This window comes from Nostoc sp. DSM 114161, assembly GCF_052692665.1.
On record NZ_CP195141.1, the window covers coordinates 3,462,355 to 3,481,222 of the forward strand.

General features: G+C 38.6%; 7 protein-coding genes and 1 pseudogene. 1 reads left to right on the forward strand and 7 read right to left on the reverse strand.

Going from position 1 to position 18,868, the window contains the following annotated elements:
• Window position 1: 1 nt before the first annotated feature.
• The 6 genes and pseudogenes from NSTC745_RS15190 to NSTC745_RS15215 all read right to left on the reverse strand — a co-directional run bounded on the left by NSTC745_RS15190 (window position 2) and on the right by NSTC745_RS15215 (window position 9,789).
• Window positions 2-5,722: pseudogene (locus NSTC745_RS15190) on the reverse strand (trifunctional serine/threonine-protein kinase/ATP-binding protein/sensor histidine kinase).
• A gap of 676 nt (window positions 5,723-6,398) precedes the next feature.
• On the reverse strand, window positions 6,399-6,734 hold the full coding sequence (gene petJ, locus NSTC745_RS15195) for a cytochrome c6 PetJ (RefSeq protein ID WP_096542438.1): 336 nt from the start codon (window positions 6,732-6,734) through the stop codon (window positions 6,399-6,401).
• Between the two features lie 193 nt (window positions 6,735-6,927).
• Window positions 6,928-7,200: a XisI protein gene (locus NSTC745_RS15200; RefSeq protein WP_445638610.1), complete on the reverse strand. Its 273-nt coding sequence runs from the start codon at window positions 7,198-7,200 to the stop codon at window positions 6,928-6,930.
• A gap of 56 nt (window positions 7,201-7,256) precedes the next feature.
• The gene (locus NSTC745_RS15205; protein WP_445637878.1) at window positions 7,257-7,667 is read right to left on the reverse strand and encodes a XisH family protein; all 411 of its coding nucleotides are present in this window, start codon (window positions 7,665-7,667) and stop codon (window positions 7,257-7,259) included.
• A 177-nt stretch (window positions 7,668-7,844) separates the two neighbouring features.
• Window positions 7,845-8,336 (reverse strand): GNAT family N-acetyltransferase, encoded by a 492-nt coding sequence (locus NSTC745_RS15210; protein ID WP_445637879.1) that lies wholly within the window; start codon window positions 8,334-8,336, stop codon window positions 7,845-7,847.
• Window positions 8,337-8,616: 280 nt separating this feature from the next.
• Window positions 8,617-9,789 carry an RpoD/SigA family RNA polymerase sigma factor gene (locus tag NSTC745_RS15215; RefSeq protein ID WP_445637880.1) on the reverse strand — a complete coding sequence of 391 codons (1,173 nt, stop codon included), beginning with the start codon at window positions 9,787-9,789 and terminating at the stop codon, window positions 8,617-8,619.
• A gap of 784 nt (window positions 9,790-10,573) precedes the next feature.
• Between NSTC745_RS15215 and priA the strand changes: the two genes are divergently transcribed.
• Entirely contained in the window at window positions 10,574-13,324 is a 2,751-nt protein-coding gene (priA, locus tag NSTC745_RS15220) for a primosomal protein N' (protein WP_445637881.1), read from the forward strand.
• Window positions 13,325-13,390: 66 nt separating this feature from the next.
• On the opposite strand, the gene NSTC745_RS15225 is transcribed toward priA, so the two are convergent.
• Window positions 13,391-18,799, reverse strand: coding sequence for a Calx-beta domain-containing protein (locus tag NSTC745_RS15225; protein ID WP_445637882.1), 5,409 nt, complete (start codon window positions 18,797-18,799; stop codon window positions 13,391-13,393).
• Between the last annotated feature and the right edge of the window lie 69 nt (window positions 18,800-18,868).

The window sequence follows — 18,868 nt, forward strand, 5'->3', positions numbered from 1 at the left end:
TTTATTGCCGTATCGGTATCTCAATGATGAAATCAGTTCCTTCTTCTGGAACAGAACAACAAGTTAACTTACCTTTGTGTTTGTCCACAACAATTTGATAGCTAATCGACAACCCCAAGCCGATACCATTTCCTATAGATTTAGTGGTAAAAAATGGGTCAAAGATTTTTTGTTGCACTTGAGAAGTCATCCCACAACCATTATCAGAAATCCGAATCATCACCGTATTGGAATTTGTGAGTTCAGTAACGATGCGAATTTGTCCGTGAAATTGCAATCGCTGTAAACTTTCTGTATGACTTCTCTGTTGGTCTACCAATGACAGATGACCAATGGCGAATGACTCTTCCAAAACATCGATCGCATTATTTAAAATATTCATAAACACCTGGTTAAGTTGACCTGCATAACAGGTAACTTCTGGTAGATTTCCGTATTCTTTGATGACTTGAATTTCACAGCGCCCACTCCTTTCTTTGAGTCGGTGTTGTAAAAGCATCAAAGTGCTATCAATACCTTGATGAATATTTACAGGCTTCATTTCCGATTCATCTAAGCGGGAGAAATTGCGTAATCCCAAAATAATATTTCGGATACGCGAACTTCCCAGCTTCATAGAATCAAGAATTTTGGGTAAATCATCTACTAGAAAATCGAGGTCAAACCTTTCAGTTTTTTCCTTAACTAAACTAGAAACATTTGGACATTCCTGCTGATAAGTGTTAATTAAATCTAGCAAGTTATGGATATACTCATTTATATGAGTGATATTTCCATGAATAAAGTTAATAGGGTTATTAATTTCATGTGCGATACCCGCTACCATTTGTCCTAAAGAAGACATTTTTTCGCTTTGAATCAATTGAGTTTGGGTACTGTGTAATTCTTCGATAGCTTTTTCCAAGCATTGATTTTTCTCGTTTAATTCGTGGGTTCTTTCATTAACTTTTTCCTCTAGAGTTTGGCTATATATTTCTAAGTTTTTATAGAGGAGCGCATTCTCTAAAGAAATTGCGGCTTGGGTGCTGAGGAGATTAATAATTCCGATGCGATCGCACGTAAATGCGGCCATTGTTAAATTGTTTTCTAGGTAAAGAATACCCAGCAAATTACCTTGATTAATAATCGGGATACACAAGAGACTCTTGGGTTGCTCTTGAACAATGTATGGATCGTTTACTAAAAAGTTAATAGTCTTTGCATTATCGCTAACAAAGATTTGCTTTGTACGTTTGACGTAATTAATTAAAGTAATAGGAACGTCTGAACTTAAATCTAAATCAATTGATGGAAACTGTGTGGAAATATTCCCAGACGTTGAACTTAAACCGACTGCTGCAACAGTTAAGTTGGAGCGATCGCTTTCACTCAAAATCATCGCGCACTTAGAAGCTCCTGCATTTTCGATTACAACTGCTATTAATGCAGAAAGCAGTTGTTCCATCTCGATTTTTCCGGAGATTGCTTGAGAAGCTTTAATTACAGATGCCAAATCTAGCATATCTGAAATACTAGTACTAAAAACGGTTTCATTATTAGTAGCAATTGAATGCGATATGCGTATAGAAGCAGTACTGCGATCGTTGATTTGGATATTAAGTTTTTCTTGCTGGATAATTTGAGCGAGTAATTGAGAATAGCGTTTTTGCAAATCTTCAACTTTAGCTAATGCTCCCCACTTCATATAGTTATAGTAGGCATCAGTCAGATAAGCTTGGGCAATCTTTTGTTTATTTATTCCTAAATAAAACTTAGCTGCAAGTTCTTGAGCCAGAGCTTCTTCATTGAGATATTCATATTCTTTAGCATAGGCAATAGCTCGCTCGTAATCATCCATTGCATCCAGATATTCACCAATAACTCGATGTCGTTCTGCCTCTACTAAATAAAACTTATGTAAATAGTTCATTGGGGCATACTGGGCCCATTGATTCATCTTTTCTTGATTAGCGGCTACCTTTTCGAGGTTTTGTTGTTGTTCAATTTCCGAAATATTAGGATATACAGCTAATCTCGCTAGTGAATCATAAAAATAAAAAACAGGCACAACTAATTGCCCTATTCCGCCATCTAAATATTTTTCTGCCAAAATTGCATTTTCTACTGCTTGAAAATATTCTTGAAATAAATAGCACAGATGTAACTTACCTAAATATAAATATAAAAGACCTACTCCATCTTGAGCTTCCAGATGAATAGACAGCATTTTGTTTTCGTCATAAGCTGCACCAATTAAACAATATGAATTTTCTGAATTTTGAAGCAAATTTAAAACAATTTGTCTATAGATATTACTCCAATTAAAAGGCCTTTCTTGTTTTATTTGACTAATGGCATTATTGTAATTCTCCATTTCTCGATCTAATTATGTCAATTCTTTGCCAGTCAAATATGAAAAGCTAGAATAATACATTAAACAATAAGCTGCAAACTCTAAATCACCAGTTTCTAATCCGGCAGAGTAGGATTCTAATAAAGGTTTTAATGTTTCTTTAACATGTTTACGCCAAATCTCAATTAGAGAATAAAATCCTTGCATAACTCTAGCTTTTATCTCTTTAGCACCAGATTTAGCCAATAAATTTAAAGCTAGCCTGCCAAATTGATAACCAGATTCAAAATCTTTTAGGACTCCACAAAGTACTACTCCATAAACAACATAAGCATAAGCAGACAAGGAAGAGTTACCATATTTTATTGATAAATTTATTTGCTTGAGACAAATAAGTAAGAACAACTCAGCAGCAACTTGATAAGCAACCGGAGCAGTACTAGACAAAATACGCATAGCTGCTAATATTTCAGGCTGCTTCATCTCTGGGAGATTAATTAATTCCTGAATTTGCTTTCCAGCTAGATTAGATGTTATTTCTTCCATCGCTAATTGCACATCAAGCTGGTTTGGGGAATCCGGAAATTCCACTCCCAATAATTTCAAAAAGCTTAGGGAAGTATTAACAGATGCTAATGCTTTGTTTTGCGCTCCATCAGCTTGAATTTTTATTTCATAAACCTTTACTTTTTCCAGTAGTGTTTTTGCTTGTGCTAATACTACCTCTATTAATTCCTCCATTTTTTCAAAGTTACCGCTAAGGTATGCAGCCTCCGCGGCTGTTTCATACAAAGCAATACTTAGCTCATATTTTGTCTGCCAAGTATCATTCGCTAGTAGTTCTATACCAGTACTTAAATACTTAGTTGCAGCAAGATAAGCAGTGGAGGCTATGGCTTTACGTCCAGCAACTAAGTTCATCTGAGCTAGTTCATCGCGTTGAGTTCTATCTGTGATAATTTCAACTGCAATATTAAACTGATTTACTAACTGAAAAATCTTTTCTTCTCGTTCTGCAACTGAGATATTTTTTAATAGTAGTTGCCCAATTCGCAAATGAATTTGCTTTTTTTGGTCTTGAGGAATGAGAGAATAAGCAGCTTGCTGCACTCGATCGTGGATAAATTTGTATCGAGGGTACAGAAAGTTATTCAGCGGTAATTTTTGCGGTTTTTGACTATCATAATATTCTACTGAAAAGCTAGCATTTTGAAATAATTTATAAGCTTCAGTTTGAGGTAAAACTAGCCCTTCATATAAAGCTTTCCATATTTCAGATGCTGTATCTACCGCAGATCTTTCGTTGATTATGGCAAGAGTTTTTAAATCAAATTCATTGCCAATACAAGCTGCAAATTTTAAAACATCTTGTGTTCTTCTGGGTAGCTTATCTATTTGAAGCGCCATAAATTCGACGACATCATCTGTGAGGGCTAATATTTGTAAGTCAGCAAGGTTATATTCCCAACAGCCAACATTATAATTAAATTTAATAATATTATCTTTGTGTAAAGACTTCACAAATTGAATTCCAAAGAAGGGATTACCTTTAGTTTTCGCAAAGACCATTTGGGTGAGAGGAACAGCTACATCTTGTTGGCAAAATAAAGTATCAGCTATTAAATAATTTAAATTACTTTGAGTTAAAGGTTTGAGGATAATATAATTAATAGATATTCCTGCTTTTTCAATTTCCTGTATTGTCAAATAAAGCGGATGTGCCTGAGAAACTTCATTATCACGATATGCACCAATCAATAATAAGCTACTTTCACTATTATCGAGATTTTGGGTGCGATCGCCTTCCCACTTTTCTCCATCAAAGTTAGGAATCCATAGATTTTCTTGACTTTCAATAGAAGATAAAATAGATTTTTTAGTTTCTACATTATTTTGGCTCATTAATAATTGAATAAACTTCAAAGATGTTGTATCTGCCCATTGCAAATCATCCATAAAAATTACCAAAGGATGTTCTTTGCTAATGAATACCTGAATGAATCTCTTAAATAATAAATTGAAGCGATTTTGGGCAGCATTACCAGAGAGTTCGGCAAATTTTGGTTGTTTGCCAATAATCTGTTCTAGTGCAGGAATCACATCAGTAATTATCTGAGCTTGTTCGCCTAGTGCTGCAAGTATTTTCACCTTCCAACCTTGAATTTCAGCCTCAGTTTCTATCAAAATTTGCCCGATTAAGTCGCTAAAAGCTTGTACTAATGCCGATAAGGGAATTTCTCGCTGAAACTGGTCAAATTTACCTTTAATAAAGTAACTACGTTGTCGCGCAATCGGTTTGTGAACTTCGTTAATTACGGCAGTTTTGCCAATACCAGAAAAGCCTGCGACCAAAACCATTTCTGTTTTTCCCTGTGTCACACGGTCAAAAGCTGCAAGAAGATTTGCTACTTCTTCTTGACGACCATAGAGTTTTTCAGGAATCACAAAACGGTCGGAAATATCTTTAACTCCTAACTGAAAAAGTGGAATATTGCCAATTTCTTCCCAGTGCTTGTAACACATCTCTAAATCATGCTTAAGTCCGTAGGTGCTTTGATAGCGGTCTTCGGCATTTTTGGACATTAATTTAATTACAATATCGCAAATTACTTGTGGAATCTCCTCATTTGTGAATTTGGAATTTTTAATTTTCAATTTGTCTGGTTGTTTAGCAATATGAGAATGGACTAACTCCATTGGATCGTTACTAGTGAATGGTAATTGTCCGCTAAGAAGTTCAAAAAATGTGACTCCTAAAGAATAGAAATCGCTACGGTAATCAATACCACGATTCATTCTTCCAGTTTGTTCGGGGGAAATATAAGCTAATGTTCCTTCTAAGACGTTAGGATTAGTAAGAAATTGAATTTCTCTTGGTAGTAGGGTAGCGATGCTGAAGTCAATAAGTTTGACTTCGAGAGTACTAGGATTAATCAGAATATTCGCGGGTTTGATGTCTTTGTGAATAATGCGTAGGCTTTGCCCGCCGCAGGCATCGCGATGTAATTCCTCTAGAATAGATACTATCTGTATGGCAATCTGAAAAAACTCTCCTAAACTGACAATATTTTTTTCTTTCCTCTTTGCCCAATCTTTGAGGGATATGCCGCTAAAGTCTTCCATCACTAGGGCATAAGAATTACGGTAATTCTCTAAGCTCAGAGGCTTAACTATCCCCTTCAAATTGAGGTTTTTAGTGATTGTATATTGATTGCGGAATTGGGCAATTTCATGGATCGTAGGATACTCATTCCGCATCAGTTTGATGACCACTGGCTTTTGGTCTTGTTTTCTGATAGCTCGATAAACTAAGGTTTTACTACCTGAATAAATTTGCTCTGTGATGCGATATCCAGAAAGCGGAAGTATATCATTGGATAATACAATCATTGCAGTGCTATTTATAATATTGTGATTTAGCCTTAGTATTCCCCTGTACGTATTCTTAATATCAGTTTTCGTAGATATAGTTATGAATTTGCTCGAAAACTCAATTATTTACCTATAACAGGCAACAATCTGGAAAATCTGTTAATGTCAGGGTTTATTCGATTAGTTTATGTCCTAAACTATGCTTAAACTGCTATACCAGAGATTTTACTTAATTAAATCTCAATCTAAGTTAAAATCTGCGTATAAATATCACAGCATAGTCAGTAATACTGATATTCATCTCAAATAAAAGTACGACAGATATTTAGAGGTTGTTTGAAAAGTGGTTGGGTGTGATTTTTGGCACTTATCGATCCCCCCTAACCCCACTTAAAAAGGGGGGAACAAGAATCAAAGTCCCTCTTTTTAAGAGGGATTTAGGGAGATCTAGAACGTTCTGCTACCTACAAGAGGACTTTTCAAACATGCTCTTGAATAGGTGCGTACATCTGTATGCTCCTACTAGGATAGATGATATGAAAATTTCAGCAGCAATAAAATTAGCGAGGCAATAAGACTCGCTAATTGATAATTCTTGAAGTTAGAGTAGTTTGCAATTAAATTAACTACAAAATCTCAGATTCCAAGCCAGGTATAAAGACTATTTTACTTCTGAATTCTGATGAGATCGCTTCTACTTCCAGTCTTTATCTGCTTGTGAAAGCACATAAGCAGCAACATCTTCAATTTTTTCAGCTTTTAAACGTCCGCCAAAAGCAGGCATAGCATTTTTACCGTTTGTAACTTGAGCAATAATCGCTTCTTGTGAGTACAAACCATACTTTTCCAAAGCGTCCTTCTTCAGGCTCTTTTCAGCTTTAACTAAATTTTTACCGCCTGCATGACAAGAAGCACAATTAGCACTAAATACTTTGGCTCCACTAACAGTATCTGCGGCAAAAGCTGGACTACTGAAGGCAAAGGTGAAGATTGCTATGCCTAGCAGCATGACTTTAATAATTTTTTTCATTTCGCGTTCCCTCTGCAATAACAGTTGATTCGATGAAATATCCTCCATAATTGTCAGTTGAGATGCTGCTATAGTCAAATGACAAGCTGTCAAACTAGCCTTAAAATTTTTGGAATTATTTTTTGAATTAAAAATTATTAGCTAGCATACCATCAATCTTTAGATAATATATTTTTGAATTCTACAATATTTCTTAAGTTCCAAATCCAGTAAACTGACGTATGTAGGGTTCGTGAAACGCTAAAATAATGTCTTGTTTGGGTACTCCCATTTCAACCAATCGATTGGCAATTCCTTCTTCTGTACCATCGTGTTGAATCCATATTTTGCCATCTTTAATATCAAGATGTAAGATACACCCAAAATCGCGTTTATTTCCACGCCAGCCAACATAAAGTAATTGATAGTGGTCTTGCTGTTCGTCAAAAATTGTTTGCACCTCATACTCTTCGGCATTTCGTGACATTGAGGCTCGCTTTTGCCGTTCGGAGAGAAGATGTCGAATATATTGCCGATATTTTTCTATAGCCATTGACTAATAACCTCCTCTTGTACGTCATAAATCATCAATCGTAATTGATATTTAGCAATTGCCGATGTAATAAATTTACGTTGAAAAAAAGTTTGAAAAATCGGTAACCGAACAGCTAAATAAAGTTGACGCTCTGGTTCAATTTTTTCTAATGCATCTCGATAGTTTAAAAACTGTCCCAAGGCTGTATGAAATTCTGAAACATTCGATGGACTGATAAAGCTTTTAATTTCTACTGCTATTTTTTGTCCTTCTCGCTCTGCTCCTAAAAGTTGCTCTGCTGCCAAATCAATCTCAAAATCTACATCATCGACATTGATTTCATAAGGATCGGCAGTAATTTTCCAGCCGTCTTTTTCTAAAGCATTTCTGACAATATTATGAAATCTATCTTTTGCCATAGAATTTTAATATACTAAAAATTAAGCTGGTTAAAAGTAAATAATAAATATTAGCTAATCAATGTTTTTATAATTTTTTTAAATCTCGCTCCGTTCAACATGCCGTTCTTAAGTTTGGTTCACCCTTGACAATGGCTTTGCGATTACCAAGAGCAAACGAACTCGTCTGTTGAATTATTACACAGCACCTAACTTATTGAGTGCATCTTCTGTAACGCGACAAATTCGCCAATCATCTAATATCGCAGCTCCCATGCTACGATAAAAGGCTTGGGCTGATTCATTCCAATCCAACACGCTCCATTCTAACCGTCCACAATTGCGTTCTACGGCTATCTGAGCTACTTTCGTCAGGATAGCTTTACCAATACCTTGCCGACGATATTCTGGCAAAACAAATAAGTCTTCTAGATATATTCCTGGCTTGGTTAAAAAAGTTGAATAATTATGAAAAAATAGGGCGAAACCAACAGCTTGACCGTCAGATTCTGCTAATATTGCTTCTATATATCTGTGCGAACCAAATAAATGTTCCTTGAGTTCAAGAGCATTGCCAGTGACTGCATGAGATAACTTTTCATACTCCGCAAGCCCTTCAATTAATTTAAACAGTACGCTGTAATCAGCTGGCTCGGCAAAACGCACAATCAAATTGCTACTCGAAGTCATGAGTTTATAGTCTATAGTCCATAGTCCATAGTCTATAGTTAACTGTGCAATTTTTGCGATTAATGACTAGACCAAAGCTGAAAAAAGGTACAAAACACCCGGTTTTTGTAGTTGGCGATCGCCCCCATCAATAAATGTTTCGTTATCAGAGATAATTAGGTCAGGTATCATACCAATTTGGGATTTTAGATTTGGGATTTTAAGCCTGTAATAAAGGCTTTTCCAAGAATCTTTATATATCCTAAATTTGGTATTAGGTCTTGATTGCCGAGTTAAATATTTAGATCAACCAACCTTTTAAGCGTTTGGCTATGTGAGGACGCCGCAATTTTCGCATGGCTTTACTTTGAATTTGTCGCACTCGCTCGCGCGAAAGATTGAACATATTGCCAACTTCTTCCAAAGTACAGGGTTCGCTAGTTGTCAAACCATAGCGCAAAGAAATAACATCTTTCTCTCGTGGAGTCAACACGTCACCCAATACCTCCCAAATCTCCTGACGCATCATGTTTTCGTTCATTTTTGCTTCTGGAGACAAGTTATCTTCATCTTCTAATAAATCCATTAACTCCGTGTCTTCTTCTTTACCAACACGGTGATTTAAAGAAAGTGCTTGACGACGTAATTGTTGCAGCTGGCGTAGTTGTTGGACGCTAATTTCCAACGCTTGGGCCATTTCCGCTTCGGAAGGATTTCGAGAGAGTTTTTGCTTGAGTTCTCGTTGTGCTTTTTTGAGTTTATTAAGTTTTTCAACAATATGAATTGGTAGCCGGATGGTTCGCGCATCATTAGCGATCGCTCTAGTAATCGCTTGTCTAATCCACCAATAGGCATAGGTAGAAAACTTATATCCTTTATCTGGATCGAATTTTTCTGTAGCGCGATTTAAACCCATTGCTCCTTCCTGAATCAAATCCAGAAAAGGCACTCCCCGATTTAGATATCGCTTCGCAATCGAAACTACTAATCTCAAATTCGAGCGAATCATTTTACGTTTCGCTACCCTACCTTGATACAAGCGACTTTCTAATTGCTTTTCCGTCATTTCTAGTTCAGAAGCCACTTCTAATTTGCTAGGTTCATGCCCCAGTTTTATCTGCAAATTAGCTTGTAATTCCCTAATTTCTTCAATAAACCTAACTCGCCGCGCTAACTCCACTTCTTCATCTGGCTTTAGCAGCGGATAACGCGCCATTTCCTTAAAAAATGCCCCTACAGCATCATCGTGTTCGGTCTTATTGTATCCCGAAGGACGAGCCGCAGCCATTTCATCTCCATCCCGTTCGTCCGATTCCAGATTTTCTACTAAAATTGGAGACTCTTCATCAACTACCGCATCTAAATTTTCCAGCAATAGTTCTTCACTATCACCAGTATTCTCCAGTATTTCCATTTTTCCCAATTCAACAATATTCATAGTTTCCTTTAGGGATTGTTGCTTTGTTTGGTACATAATTTACTTACAGCTACTCCTTTGAGGCTTGGTAGTTTTCCCTAAGGGACGAATGCACCCGTTTATATAGCCAAATACAAGCTTATGCTAATTTCTCTTGCCGAATAAAAATTGCCATGTACCTACAAACTAAGGGTTACAGTTAGATACAAGCTATAACGTAAGTGACCTTCGCACCCAACAAGACTTACTTTTCAGGTTTACAACACATATATTCTTCATTTTTTTCTTAATTCCCAAATATGTCAAACCCCCTCAAACTTTCTCAACTTAAACAAATATAAAAATCTCAACTAATTATCCAGATTTCTTAAATCTTCATATATCTTTCTAAATATTTTTAATGTTTAGCTAGCGTAAGTCACTGGATAAAAAGAAAACTTGGTGTTGGGGTTATGCATTCCCGAGCGCAACTTACCCTGATAATACAATTTACAATGATGGGAGCCTAATTTCGGGATATTCTTATTTGTATAAAAGCATCTCATAAGCACAAAGGGTTGAATATCTATCAATAGGCGGAAAAAGGCTACTCCCTATTTAGTAGATAGAGCCACTTTTACAGTGATAGCCAAAATGCTTTTATTTGTATAGAGAACACCCAATATTTATTGCATGTAAAGTTGATACGAATTTGTCTAGTAGATTACATAAGAGGAAACTTATCAAGTATTATGAAGAATAACAGTATTGAGAAATACCATTTATGTTTAAGAAAACAAAAACTAAAGTTGAGTTAGCAGCGGTTAAGTGAGTAAAATATCTAACTATTAAGTCAGCAACTATGTATATTAATAACCTACATTTATCTCCTTTAGTGGTAGCAGAACCAGGAGAATCTTATCAGTCAGGCGCAACTCTTAATCGTTGGGTTGAAGTACTGGTAGACTGTCCAGGAACTGCAACAGAAACAGAAAAAGGCCCAAATCTTTACCTTTATCGGCTGCCAACCGGGTTAGAAGTAAAACCTGGAGATATTTTGAATGTACCATTTGGCGCACAACATCTAACGGGAGTAGCTATTAGATTGCTTTTCAAACCTCCAGCAGACTTACCGCTAGAAAAAATTCGGGATGTGGAAGATGTTATTCAAAAGAATTTTTTCCGCGATAGTTACTGGACTCTAATGGAACGAGTATCGCAGTATTACTACACACAAATAATTCAGGTAATACGTACAGCACTACCACCAGGATTGTTGGGGCGATCGCAACGTCGTATCCGCTTAACTGTAGCTGGCGCAGCAGTATCTACTAACACTAATATTAATGCTTTATTAGATACACCTTTGATGCGTGTTGTTCGCCAATCTTATTCTTGCCTAGTTAGGTTTTATTTACTTAATGCAATTGAAAATAATTATTTGATTAAAATTTTGGCTTTATTAAACTTTCAAAGTTTAGTAGCCAAAGTGAACAATAAAGATGCTCATAAAATTTTGCAACTCCTACAGCAACAATCAGACGGTGACTATAGCTTTCGGTACTTACAGAATCAAGTCCCACGAGCTTACCAAGCAGTGCGCGAACTGTTGCGACGAGGTTTAGTAGAAAGTTACTTAGAACCGCCCCAACTGACTAAACCGAAATTTGAAAAAGCAGTGACGCTAGTGGCGAGTACATTTGAACGTGACTTAACAACTCGCCAACGAGAAATTTTGGAAGTGCTGCGGCGGCGTGGTGGAGAGTTGTGGCAAAGTGAATTATTGCAAATTTGCAATGCCAGTTCCTCAATTGTGAAGACACTGGCGCAAAAGGGTTACATCGTTGTTGAAGAACGGGAAGTATTGCGAACAGAACAAAGCCCAGCATTAGCTCAAGATCGACCAAAGACATTAAATGCAGCCCAAGCTAGCGCCCTAGAAACAATTCAGACATTAAATGGATTTGCTCAAGTTTTGTTGCACGGCGTCACAGGTTCCGGAAAAACCGAAGTATATTTGCAAGCGATCGCCCCTCTACTCCAAGTCGGCAAATCTGCCCTGGTTTTAGTCCCAGAAATTGGACTCACGCCCCAACTAACCGACCGTTTTCGCGCCCGCTTTGGCAATAAAGTTAGTGTATATCACAGTGCCCTCTCAGAGGGCGAACGTTACGACACCTGGCGACAAATGCTTGCAGGAGATCCCCAAGTTGTCATAGGTACGCGCAGCGCCATTTTCGCTCCTTTGCCCAACTTGGGTTTAATAATCTTAGATGAAGAACACGACAGCAGCTTCAAGCAAGACTCACCGATCCCCACCTACCACGCCCGCACCGTCGCCCAATGGCGAGCCGAATTAGAAAATTGCCCCCTGGTTTTAGGTTCCGCTACCCCTTCGTTGGAAAGTTGGCTCAGTGTTGGGGAGCAGAGGAGCAGGGGAGCAGGGGAGCAGGGGAGCAGGGGAGCAGGGGAGCGGGGGAGCAGGGTAGCAGGGGAAGAATTCCTAACTCCTCACTCCTCACTCCCCACTCATTACCTCCCCCTCCCCGAACGCATCAACTCGCGCCCACTACCGCCAGTAGAAATAGTGGACATGCGCGAAGAATTGCAGCAGGGAAATCGTTCTATATTTAGTAGATCCTTGCAAGAAGCTTTGCAACAGCTCAAAGAAAGACAGCAGCAAGGAATTTTATTTATCCATCGCCGGGGACACAGTACGTTTGTATCTTGTCGCAGCTGCGGCTATGTGTTGGAATGTCCCTACTGTGATGTGTCGCTGGCATATCACCACACCGAACAAGGTGCGCCAGAATTATTGCGGTGTCATTACTGTAACTATACGCGATCGCATCCCAAATTCTGCCCCGATTGCAGTTCCCCTTACTTGAAATTCTTCGGTAGCGGTACTCAGAAAGTCACCCAGGAACTAGCGCGACAGTTCCCGCAATTACGTTTAATTCGGTTTGATAGCGATACCACCCGCAACAAAGGCGCACACCGTACCTTACTTACGCAGTTTGCCAATGGGGAAGCAGATTTATTAGTAGGTACGCAAATGCTCACCAAAGGTTTAGATTTACCGCAGGTGACACTTGTGGGCGTCGTCGCCGCCGATGGTTTGCTAAATTTATCAGATTATCGCGCCAGCGAACGCGCATTTCAAACCTTGACTCAAGTCGCTGGACGTGCTGGGAGAGGCGACGATCCGGGGAGAGTTATCGTACAAACTTATACCTCAGAACATCCAGTAATTCAAGCAGTGCGATCGCATGATTATCAGTCCTTTTCTCAGGCAGAATTAGAGCAGCGCCAAGACCTTAATTATCCCCCCTACGGAAGGTTAATTTTGTTGCGCTTAAGTAGTCTCGATCCCATTCAAGTGGAGAATACAGCCCAAATCATCGCTACAGCTTTAAGTGATAATGAAGAATTAGAGATATTGGGGCCAGCACCAGCAGGTATTTTACGAGTTGCGAATCGTTATCGCTGGCAAATATTAATTAAATTTGCTGCTGATGAATTGCCGCAATTACCAGATTGGGAACAAGTGCGATCGCTTTGTCCTCAATCTGTTAGTTTGACAATAGATGTAGACCCATTAAATATTATGTAGTCAATTGCCCGAAAATATCTTTCTGTGCATCAGCTTTTCATATTTTGAAATCAGCAACACCAGATTTCAAGAAAAAGCGTTAATATCATCATTTATGATAGTACCGACTCCTTGATGATTAGCAAACGTAGCATTTGCCGCACCATAGAGATTGACAAAAAATGTTTCGTTGGTTTCAACTTTACTATCACCTCTGACACCAATACTAATAACTTTGCTGGTTTCGCCAGGGTTAAAAATAGTTGTCCCCAGTCCAGAATTATAATCGGAGTCAGAAACTTTAGCAGTGCCATCACTTGTACTATAATTTACAATCACTGGTTGATAAAATTTACTGGAGAGAGTGACAACAAAATTAGCATTAGTTATCATCCCTGTGATGCCTTCTTTAAGCGATACATCTGCAATACTAATAGAGGGAGGTAAGTCATCATTGATGATAGTAGCAACTCCCAAGCTATCAGCGATCGCAGCGTTTGTAGCACTCAATAAATTAACAAAAAATGTCTCGTTGGTTTCAGCTTTATCATCGCCAATAATACCAATACTAAGAGTTTTACTAGTTTCACCAGCATTAAAAGTAATCGTTCCGGAAGCAGAATTGTAATCAGAATCAGAAACAACAGCAGTACCATCACTCGTGTTGTAATTTACAGTTACTGGGTGATAGCTGGCATTAGAGAGAGTGACGGTAAAGTTAGCATTAGTTGTTGTGCCTGTGTTACCTTCAGCAACGAAGACATCAGAAATGCTGACAGTTACTTGGTTGTCATCATCAATGATGCTAGCAACTCCTAAATTATGTGCAATTGTCGCATTTGTAGCACCTAAAAGATTAACAAAAAATGTTTCGTTGCTTTCAATATTATCATCGCTGATGACACCAATACTAAGGGTTTTACTAGTTTCACCAGGATTAAAAGTAATCGTTCCTGAAGCAGAATTGTAATCAGAATCAGAAACAACAGCAGTACCATCACTCGTGTTGTAATTTACAGTTACTGGCTGATAGCTGGCATTGGAGAGAGTAACGGTAAAGTTAGCATTAGTTGTTGTGCCTGCGTTACCTTCAGCAACTGAAACATCAGAAATGCTGATAGTTGGTTGGTTGTCATCATTAATGATAGTACCAACTCCTAAACTATCTGAAATTGTCGCATTTGTCGCACCCAAAAGATTGACAGAAAATGTCTCGTCAATTTCAAATGTGTTATCGCCGATGACGCCAATACTAATAACTTTGCTAGTTTCGCCAGGATTAAAAGTAATCGTCCCCAAAGCAGAGTTGTAATCTGAATCAGAAACAACAGCAGTACCATCACTCGTGTTGTAATTTATAGTAACTTGCTGGGAAGTAGGATTGGAGAGAGTTATAGTAAAATTAGCATTAGTTGTTGTGCCTGCGTTACCTTCAGTAACAGAGACATCTGAGATACTGATAGTTGATTGGCTATCATCATTAATGATAGTGCCAAGTCCTAAACTATCTGCAATGGTGGCGTTTGTTGCGCCTAAAAGATTGACAGAAAATGTCTCGTCGCCTTCAGTTTGGTTATCGCCTATGACGCCAATACTAATAACTTTGCTAGTTTCGCCAGGATTAAAAGTAATCGTCCCATTAGCAGAATTGTAATCCGAATCAGCAACAGTAGCAGTACCATCACTTATGTTGTAATTGACATTAATTTGCTGATAACTAGGATTGGAGAGAGTTATAGTAAAATTAGCATTAGTTGTTGTGCCTGCGTTACCTTCAGTAACAGAAACATCAGAAATGGTGATAGTTGGTTGGGTATCATCATTGATGATAGTAGCGACTCCTAAACTATCTGCAATGGTCGCATTTGTCGCACCTAAAAGATTGACAGAAAATGTTTCGTCAGTTTCAAAGTTATTGTCGCCAATGATGCCAATACTAATAACTTTACTAGTTTCGCCAGGATTAAAAGTAATCGTTTCTGCACCAGAATTGTAATCGGAATCAGCAACAGTAGCAGTGCCATCACTCGTGTTGTAATTGACAGTAACTTGCTGATAACTAGGATTGGAAAGAGTAACAGTAAAGTTGGCATTAGTTGTTGTGCCTGTATTGCCTTCATTGAAGAAGACATCCGAAATGCTGATACCTGGTTGAGTGTCATCATTGATGATGCTAGCAACTCCCAAACTATCTGCAATGGTCGCATTTGTCGCACCTAAAAGATTGACAGAAAATCCTTCGTCAGTTTCAAACTTGTTATCGCCGATGACGCCAATACTAATAACTTTGCTAGTTTCACCAGGATTAAAAGTAATCGTCCCAAAAGCAGAATTGTAATCGGAATCAGCAATTTGAGCAGTACCATCGCTAGTGTTGTAATTTACAGTAACCGACTGATAACTAGGATTGGAAAGAGTAACAGTAAAATTAGCATTACTTGTTGTGCCTGGATTGCCTTCAGTAAGTGAGACATCCGAAATACTAATAGTTGGTTGATTGTCATCGTTGATAATGTTTACTGTCGCCGAACTGTTAGTAATTGTGGAATTTTCCGGCGCAGCTGTGAGATTTGGGTTACTCAGAGTAAGAATAATATCTTCATTGATTTCAAATATGTTGTCGCCCAAAACATCGACTGTAATTATCTTTGTCTTTTCCCCAACAGCAAAGTTTAAAGTTCCAGATGGAGTAGTTCCTCCATTTGTAACTTGAATATTGTTATAGTCACTGCCAAAACTTGCCGCACCACTAAAAGCATAATTTATGGTACTAGCCACCCCAATACCACCGCTACGAGTAACCGTGAAGGTAACAGCTTGAGTACCGCTATTACCTTCGGTTAAAGTTGAGGTGGCGCTAGATACTGTATATAAGATCGAATCATTAGCAGCAATATTTAGAGTAGTTTCAGTTATTGTTCCTAAATCAGCCCCTGTTAGCGTGCCGAAGTTGAGTACAACTGTTTCAGCGTTCTCAGGTAAATCGTCTGGATTAATAGTAAAAGTAATTAGCTGTGTTAAATTTGAGCCTGTTGCACCAGCAGCAAAAGAGATAGTAGTAGGGGAAAAACTGTAATCGTTGCCATTACTAGCCGTGCTACTACTTTTAATAACAATAGGAACTGTAACAGTCGTTTCAGGAGAAGCATCTAAGGTAACAGCAATACTTACTATAGTGGCAGCACTATCTTCTGTTGTATTGTACGTAGCAGCACCAAAGCTAACTTTGGGAAGCATATATTCAAATGCTCCAATGTCAAGTCTGCCACTTTCAATACGGTTAAAGCCTGTGCCCCGTTGGTCGGTAGTTAAGCCCCCGCTATAAGTGGGATTGCCAGCATTCCTGGCAGGACTGTTAGAGTTTAGGGCGTGAGTTTGTGTAGAACCACCATAATTTCCTAGCGGTTTAAGTCCAGGGTTGGGATTAATGATATCTGTACCTGTGCCCAAAGTCCCGGATAATTTACCAGCAATTTTGCCAATTAGGTTGTAAGCATTACCATTTAAGCTGTTACCATAGACATCAGCTCCTTGATTACCTGAGTCAATATTGCCAGCAATAATGCTATTGCTGATGTTCACGGTACCGCTAGATCTATAAATCCCACCACCATTACCTGTATTATTATTATCACTATCAGCAGTATTGCCAAAAATAGTGCTATTGCTGATTGTGGCATTGGTGCTGTGAATGCCACCACCGTTACCGATCGCAGTATTGCTAGAAATAGTGCTATTGCTTAAGCTGACATTACTAGTGCTGTAAATGCCGCCGCCGTTAGTGTTTGCTGTGTTGCCAGAAAGAGTACTATCGCTAACTGTGATATTGCTGCTGTAGATGGCGCCGCCGTTAGTGTTTGCTGTGTTGCTAGAAAGAGTACTATTGCTGAGTGTGACACTACTGGTGCTATAGATGCCGCCGCCGATGTTCGCACTGTTGTTGGAAATGATGCTATTGCTGAGTGTGACACTACTGGTGCTGTAGATGCCCCCACCGTTGTTACTTCCTGCATTTCCTCCAGTTATCTTCAATCCATCAATAGTAAGGGACGCACTAGCATTAAAAATCCGAGAAGTATTGTTACCACTAATGGTAAGTTTATTAGCCCCAGTTCCTTGAATTATCACTCCTTGAGTAATATTCAACTCCCCAGAAGTCAAGGTAATGGTATCGGGGGTAGCATCACCGAATATCCCAGTCACATCAAAGACGATTGTCTCAATCCCTGGATCGTTATTGGCATTGATAATAGCTTGTCTTAAAGAGCCAGCACCGCTGTCATTAGTGTTAGTTACTGTATAGGTGGTGTTATCTACTTTGACAGATACATCGTCGATCGCTAAACCATGATCGTTGTTGCTATCATCTATGTCTTCCCAACGCAATATAATCTCTTCACCGTCAGCTATTGGGGTAGCTAGGGTAATTGTTAGAGGTGTAATGACAACTCGATTGGCGCTTTGATTGCCATTTAAGGCAGCTGTGGTTGTAGTTGCAATTGGACTGGTGAAATTTAGCAATGTGACAGGCGTCCATGTTCCTGTTGTTAAACTTGTGAGAGTTGACCCAGTTTGATAACTAAATTTCAACTGTTGCGGCGATGTATTACCGCCATTACGCCATTGTTCTCCTGTGTAACCTACTTGCAACTGAGTAATTGATGAACCTGTGTTGTTTTGGAGGCGCAACCCATAATAAATAGTTCCTGTAGTACCAGAAGCGACAGAACCAAGCGCCCGATCGCTGACAGTATTACCAAAACTGTACAATCCACCCGTATTATTAGTGCCAGTACCAGGGTTGTAACTTGTTCTTGTGGTATACCAGCCGGAAATGGTTGAATCATCAACCCAAGAAATCGATGTTCCAGAACTTAATAATGAGTTAAAGTTTTGAGAGTATGTACCAGTAAAACTAGCAGGCAAAATAGACTGGTAAGCTTGTATGACTTCAGGTTGAAATGCCAGAGAAGTTTCGATTTTCCCTGTCTGCACCTCAAAATTCCAGTCGCCACCTAAAGCTGCACTTCCTGTTTTATTAGTGGAAGCGGCAACATCTGTCCCAGTAATTCGGCTAAGAACCTGCACAAATTCCATGCCCGAACCGCTGGCTACATCACACCCATAAAGTAGGATGTCAGCTTTATCAGTTAAAACACTGCCCCACTTTCGTAACTGATTTGCATAGCTATTGAGGTTGCTGAGGCTAAGGTAAGTCGATCCCAATTGCAAACTCCCCTCACTGCCGTGGGAGACAATATGAATCGATTGAACTGAGTTAGATTTACATCCTGCAAGAAACTCGCTAATTTGTGTTAAACCATCTTTATTGGGGTCAAGGATAACAACTTCACTACCAAGTGCTATCCCAGCTATCAAGCTTTGGTAATCAATAACTGCTGTATCTATAAAAACAATATTTCTGCTTGCTTCTAGTAAGTGTTTAACAAAATTATTTTGGTTTTCCATATGGCTATTTTTTGGTTGTTTAGTCATAATTTTTCTCCTTTTATAAAGCTTTTGGTTGATTTAGATATTTATCAGAAACTTGAATTACAAACTTAT

Coding starts and splice junctions, on each gene's coding strand:
- NSTC745_RS15210 (WP_445637879.1), bottom strand. CDS start 8,336: ATGACTTCGAGTAGCAATTTGATTGTGCGTTTTGCCGAGCCAGCTGAT.
- NSTC745_RS15200 (WP_445638610.1), bottom strand. CDS start 7,200: ATGTCACGAAATGCCGAAGAGTATGAGGTGCAAACAATTTTTGACGAA.
- NSTC745_RS15205 (WP_445637878.1), bottom strand. CDS start 7,667: ATGGCAAAAGATAGATTTCATAATATTGTCAGAAATGCTTTAGAAAAA.
- priA (WP_445637881.1), top strand. CDS start 10,574: ATGTATATTAATAACCTACATTTATCTCCTTTAGTGGTAGCAGAACCA.
- NSTC745_RS15215 (WP_445637880.1), bottom strand. CDS start 9,789: ATGTACCAAACAAAGCAACAATCCCTAAAGGAAACTATGAATATTGTT.
- NSTC745_RS15225 (WP_445637882.1), bottom strand. CDS start 18,799: ATGACTAAACAACCAAAAAATAGCCATATGGAAAACCAAAATAATTTT.
- petJ (WP_096542438.1), bottom strand. CDS start 6,734: ATGAAAAAAATTATTAAAGTCATGCTGCTAGGCATAGCAATCTTCACC.